Raw genomic sequence first — 5,824 nt, 5'->3', positions numbered from 1 at the left:
CCCCGCGGAGCGGGTACCACAGCGCTGCGCGCTGTGCAAGCGAAACGCGGTGCTTCGCACCGCGTGACGAATTGCTGCGCAATTCGTTGACGGTGTTTCACACCGTAATTCCCGTGCTTTGCACGGGAATTGGAATTACGCTTCGCTTAAATTCCTGATAGGCAGGCGTGTCCGCTTCGCTCCCTCGCCCTGGTTCCGGCTTCGCCGAAACGGCTGGCTACTGGGTGAGGGGGCATCAGTGCAGGCCTGTGTAGCATCCCGAAGAAACAACCACCCCCCACCCGGTGACGTTCCGTCACCCCGAAGGGAAGCCGGCCCCGCAGATGGAGCGTACCGGACTCCGCTTCGCTCCGTCCGATGCGTGACAGCCTTTCACTTCCTGAAGAACACTCAGCATATGCATGAGCCTACCCGAAAGCCCCTCCCTCTGGGCCCTGTTGCGCTAGAGTGATGCCGCACACCACCACGATGATGCATCACGGGATGCAGTGTGTAGCATCACGAGGGAACTGCTACCCCCTCTGTCAGGACTTGCCACCCCTCCCGTGAATTCTGGAGTACGGATATGACGAGCACAGAAAAGATTGTGCTTCGACCTCATCAGGTTGAAGCCGTTGACGCTGTGGTGCGCGGTCTTGATATCCCTCCGGGGAAGTTGATCCCGCGTGATGGTCTGCGGGCCACGGTGGTGGCGGCGTGCGGTACGGGAAAGACGTTCATCGCCGCGCACTCCGCGCTGCGGCTCGCGCGCAACGGGCGCGTTCTCGTGCTGCTTCCGACCCTGGATCTGCTGACGCAGACGGTGCGCGAATGGCGATCGGCCGGGCACACCGGGCCGGCGGTGGCGGTGTGTTCGCTGGATGACGACCCGCATCTGTGGGACCTGGATGTGCGGTCCACGACCAGCCCGCCGCAGCTGGCGCTGTGGCACGGCCGCGGTCCTGTGACGGTTTATGCCACCTACGCCTCCCTGCCGGTGCTGGCCGAGGCGCACGAGGGCGCGTACGGGCTTCCCATGGACGTCTTCGACCTGGTGATCGTGGACGAGGCGCACCGGACCAGCGGATCGGCAGGGAAGGCGTGGGCCGCGATCCACGACCAGGACGTCATCCCGGCGATGCGCCGGCTCTACATGACCGCCACACCCCGGATCTGGAAAGAACGCCCACCCCGGGCCCGGTGGGCGGAGCGCCAGGAGGGCTTCGAGAACGCGCGGAACCCTCTGCCGCAGGAACTGGCCTGCTCCATGGACGACCCCAGAATCTACGGGCCTGTCGTGTACGAACTCTCGCTCGCATCGGCCGTGTCCCGGGGGGTGCTGGCCAGGTATCAGATCGTGGTCGTCGAACTGGCCGACCCCGTCGTCACCCCCACCCGCCTCGCCGGCGAAGACAAGCGCGAGGAGCAGTTGCGGGGTGAGCGGATAGGGGCATTGCAGGCCGCGCTGCTCGAGACGATGGCGGTCCATGACCTGCAGACCACCATCACGTTCCATCACCGCACGATAGAGGCGTCCGCGTTCGCGAAGGGGCTGCCGCGGGTGGCGCAGCGGTTGCATGCGTCGGATCCGGAGAAATACCCGGCACGGGTGTGGGCTGACTGGTTGTGCGGGGAGCACGAGATGGGCCACCGGCGCCAGGTGCTGGGGGACTTCGGGCGCCGGGCCGGGCGGGCGGTGCTGTCGAACTGCCGCGTCCTGGGCGAGGGCGTCGATATCCGAGCGGTGGATTCCGTGGCGCTTTTGGACCCGAAGGGGTCGGCGGTGGATATCGTGCAGGCTATCGGCCGGGCGTTGCGTCAGAAACCCGGGCAGGGGAAGATTGCGACGCTGATCGTGCCCGTGTTTCTGGCGCGGGATGAGCAGCCGGAAGACATGTTCACCTCCTCTTCGTACCGCCCTTTGGTGAAGGTTCTTGAGGGGCTTCGGGCGCATGATGAGCGTGCCGTGGAGATGCTCGCTATTCCGCAGGAGAACCAGAAGCAGGTCGTTGATCCGTCGCAGACCATCGGTCCGGAGCCGGAGGATGGTGAGGAGGAGTCGCGGCTGCTGCTCCGCTTCGCGGCCCCCAGGGACCCCGTGATGATCGCGAAGTGGATCAAGTTCCAGATCCTCGACACCGAACGCCAGGACTGGACCCGCGGCTACGACACCGCCCGCCGCTACTTCGAGCGGGAGGGCTCGCTGGACGTGCCCTACGAACACGCCGAGGGCGCCTACCCACTCGGCAGGTGGCTGTCCGACCAACGGCGGTCCTACCGGGCCGGAACCATGTCCAGCACCCGAACCGACGAGCTCGAAGAGCTCGGCATGATCTGGGACACCGCCGACACGGCGTTCGCCGAAAACCTCGCCGCAGCCCGCGCCTACTACGCACAGGCCGGCACGCTGGCCGCCCCACGGCACGCGACCGCCCTCGACAAACCCGTCGGGCAATGGCTCACCAACCTCCGGCGACCCGGCGGACTCGGCAAAGACCCCCAGCGCGCAGCACGGCGCGCCCAGCAGCTGGCCGCCATCGACCCCGACTGGAACCCCGGACAGTTGGGATGGACCATCGACTGGCAACGCCACTACACCGGACTGACCGCACTCCTCACGGCCGGTGCCGACCTCGAGGAGATCGTGCCCGGGGTGACCCATCGCGGCGACGACATCGGACGCTGGCTCACACGGCAGCGACGGGACTGGACGCAGCTCAACCCGAAACAGCAACACCGCCTAGGTGAGCTGGGCGTGAAACCAGCCGTACGGCCCCAGAAGACCACAGCCCGAACCAACACGAAGACTGGGGCAGGAAAGGGCTCCGACGCGTTCACGCGGGGCGTAACAGCCCTCGCTCAGTACATCCAGCGCGAGAAGAAGACCGTGGTCGGAAGACAGCACATCGAAGAACTCCCCGACGGCACCCCCGTACGCCTCGGCATCTTCCTCAGCAACCACAAAAACCGACGCCACCGCCTCACCGAACAGCAACTCACAGCCCTCGCCGAACTCGGATACCACTGGGCATGAACAGGTGGCGACCTACGTATCAGGCGGTCGCTGCACAGTCAGGATGCCTTCTTCGAAGGGCACGTGCACGCCTTCCACGTGCTGGGCGGGATCCCGCCCAGTGCGGTCGGCAGTCGCCGTGAGGGCGCTGTCGGAGCCGATGGCTGTCTTCGCTCCACCGGGCAGGAGATCCAGCAGTCGGTGCCAGTCCCCCCGCAGCCGCGGCTTACATCGTCGGCGATCGGCTTGGTGGCGCGCCGTGCGAGAGCCACGTCGAACGGCACGTGAAGGTAACCGAACCGGGCTCCCTCGCGGGCCCTCATCCGGACCGCGAGGTGACCCGACACAGAAGTTCTAGCCGAGGCGTTCCAGGATCCACCGGGGGCTTCCGTCGGGGCTGAGGATCACGCGGTGGCCCTCCGTGGTCAGATGGCCCAGTTCGCCCCGGCCGAGGGCAATGGCGACCGGCCCTTGCGAGGCCTCGCCCTGGACCGTCCACCGGTCGGGCTGGCGGCCGCACTCATCCACCCACACCGCCGGCGGGTAGATCCGGATCGGCGAAAGCGCCAGACAGCGGTTCTCCCCGCGCGCCTGGACGATCTGGGCCAGACCGTCGCCCTGATTGCGGACCTCCCACACAGTGCCGGGGTTGCAGGGCTCGATGCGGGCGCCCAGCGAACCTTCACCGCCCGCCAGACACGCACCGCTGCGCACGTCACGGATGAAGTACACGCCGTCGGCGGCATCGGCGGCCTGGGCGGGAGTAGCCAGCGCCGCCACAGCGACAGCGGACGCGGCGAGAGAGAGGATCGAACGGATACGCACAGGACTCCTCAGATCAGTGCAGCATGCGCGGGCCGACCGGCCCGCACCACCAAGATCACAGACACCCGGCACCCACCCCTGCCCCCATCACCCCCACGGCAGCGGCGTACCGGGGTCACAAAGGGCGCGCCGAGAACGCACCAAGCGCCCCTCCCCCGAAGCAGACACCGGGCCCGGTCTGTCCCATTCCAGGCTCGGTTTGGAGTGGGCGGCGTAGCCGGGCAGGCACCGTCACGTGCCCCCCCCTCAAGGTCATTGAGAAGCCGCCCGAGGCTGATCGCGGCGTCGATCTGCAAGGGCCCGTGGCTGCGTACGTGAGAGCGGAGAGCGAATGTCGGTGGTTCCTGGCATCGGTTCGCTGTCAAGAGGCCCAGGAATGTCGATGAGAAGTAGCAGCGCTTGAGAGCGGTGAGTGCGGTCGGGGATCGCGTCCCGCCAAGCGGTGTAGGCCGTGAAGATCTGTGTCGCGGGGCTGGCATTGGCGAGCACCATAGGGTTCGACATAACCGATCGACACCCCGATCGTGATGGCGTTAGCTGGCCGGCATGCCAGAGCTGCGCACCGACCGTCTCCTGCTCCGCCGGTGGCGGGAGTCCGACCTCGAACCGTGGGCGGCGATGAACGCCGATCCCGAAGTCCGAGAACACCTGGGGGCACTGCTGACGCGGGAGCAGAGCGATGCTGCGGTGGCGCTCATGCAGGCCGAGTTCGACGGGCGAGGTTTTGGGTGGTGGGCGCTCGAAGCACGGGAGACCGGTGAGTTCATCGGCCGCGCCGGCTTGGATGAGGTGGACGAGGACATGCCGTTCGCGGGGGTGGATATCGGGTGGCGGTTGGTGCGTTCGGCGTGGGATCACGGTTACGCCACCGAGGCCGCCCTGGCCTGCCTAGCCTTCGGCTTCGAGGCCCTCGGGCTGCGGGAGGTCGTTGCGTCGACGACCGTCAACAACCTTCGTTCCCAGGCAGTGATGCGCCGGATCGGCATGACCCGGGACCTGGCCGACGACTTCGAGGATCCGAGCGTGCCCGAAGGGCCCCTTCGCCAGTGTGTGCTGTACCGGATCCTCCGCAGAGAAGCCCACGGGCTATAACGACCCCCTCGTCGTGCAGCGCACAACCATGGTCCCGAAGCAGGCATCTGGGTGCTCTCCAAACTCGGTGACACCACTCTCCATGCGAAGCGGGTGCTCTCGCAGCTGAGCTACAGGCGCTCTCGTAACTCGGATCAGGCACAAATTCCGTGAGGACGATCAACGGGGTTCGGCCTCGGTGACGGGTGTGACGACCTGGTCGGTGACCTGTTTCCGCACCTCAGCGAGTTGCTGGTGGAGCGAGTGTTCTCCGAGTGCGGTGTGATGCGGCTGGTGGCGAGAACTCGGGAGACCGAGGTGGCCTGTCCTGGTTGCGCGGCGCTCTCCAGCCGGGTGCACAGCACGTACGGGAGATGTCTTGCCGACACGCCGGTCGGGGATCGACCGGTAGTGATCAAGCTGACAGTGCGGCGGCTCTACTGCGAAAACACTCGTTGCTCGCGGCGGACATTCGCCGAACAGGTCGAGGGACTGACCGTTCGCTACAGCCGCCGCACGCCTGCCGCCCGGCGGGTTCTGGAGGCTGTCGCCGTTGCGCTCGCAGGCCGGGCCGGTAGCCGTCTTGCCGCCGCTCTGCACATGGGGGTGAGCCGAACGACAATGCTGCGGGCGGTTATGGCTTTACCCGATCCTGCCTGGACCGTTCCGAAGGTGTTGGGCGTCGATGACTTCGCCACCCGTCGCGGACAGCATTACGGCACCGTGCTCATTGACTGCGAGACTGGCCAGCCTCTCGACCTGCTATCCGGCCGCGACGGAGCGACCCTGGCCGGCTGGCTGCGGGAGCATCCCGGTTCCGAGATCATCTGCCGTGACCGCGCTAGTGTCCTGCGCCGGAGATCCGTCGGCAGAAGCGGGCGAGGGAGTCGAGGATCTCTTCGGCGGTCTTGGTCCAGATGAACGGCTTGGGGTCTT

The 5,824-nt window shown here is 66.7% G+C and carries 4 protein-coding genes; 3 read left to right on the top strand and 1 reads right to left on the bottom strand.

Annotated elements, in window-relative coordinates:
- Positions 1 to 565: 565 nt before the first annotated feature.
- Entirely contained in the window at positions 566 to 3,013 is a 2,448-nt protein-coding gene (locus ACIA8E_RS41405) for a Helicase associated domain protein (RefSeq protein WP_399307220.1), read from the top strand.
- 333 nt (positions 3,014 to 3,346) lie between these two features.
- On the opposite strand, the gene ACIA8E_RS41400 is transcribed toward ACIA8E_RS41405, so the two are convergent.
- Positions 3,347 to 3,817 (bottom strand): hypothetical protein, encoded by a 471-nt coding sequence (locus ACIA8E_RS41400; RefSeq protein WP_399307218.1) that lies wholly within the window; start codon positions 3,815 to 3,817, stop codon positions 3,347 to 3,349.
- Between the two features lie 546 nt (positions 3,818 to 4,363).
- Here ACIA8E_RS41400 and ACIA8E_RS41395 point away from each other — a divergent pair.
- Positions 4,364 to 4,909 carry a GNAT family N-acetyltransferase gene (locus tag ACIA8E_RS41395; protein ID WP_399307216.1) on the top strand — a complete coding sequence of 182 codons (546 nt, stop codon included), beginning with the start codon at positions 4,364 to 4,366 and terminating at the stop codon, positions 4,907 to 4,909.
- Between the two features lie 264 nt (positions 4,910 to 5,173).
- The gene (locus ACIA8E_RS41390; protein WP_399307222.1) at positions 5,174 to 5,809 is read left to right on the top strand and encodes a transposase family protein; all 636 of its coding nucleotides are present in this window, start codon (positions 5,174 to 5,176) and stop codon (positions 5,807 to 5,809) included.
- Positions 5,810 to 5,824: the final 15 nt, after the last annotated feature.

Source organism: Streptomyces sp. NPDC051664, assembly GCF_044453545.1.
GTDB lineage: Bacteria > Actinomycetota > Actinomycetes > Streptomycetales > Streptomycetaceae > Streptomyces.
This window is presented reverse-complemented; position numbering and strand designations above follow the sequence as displayed.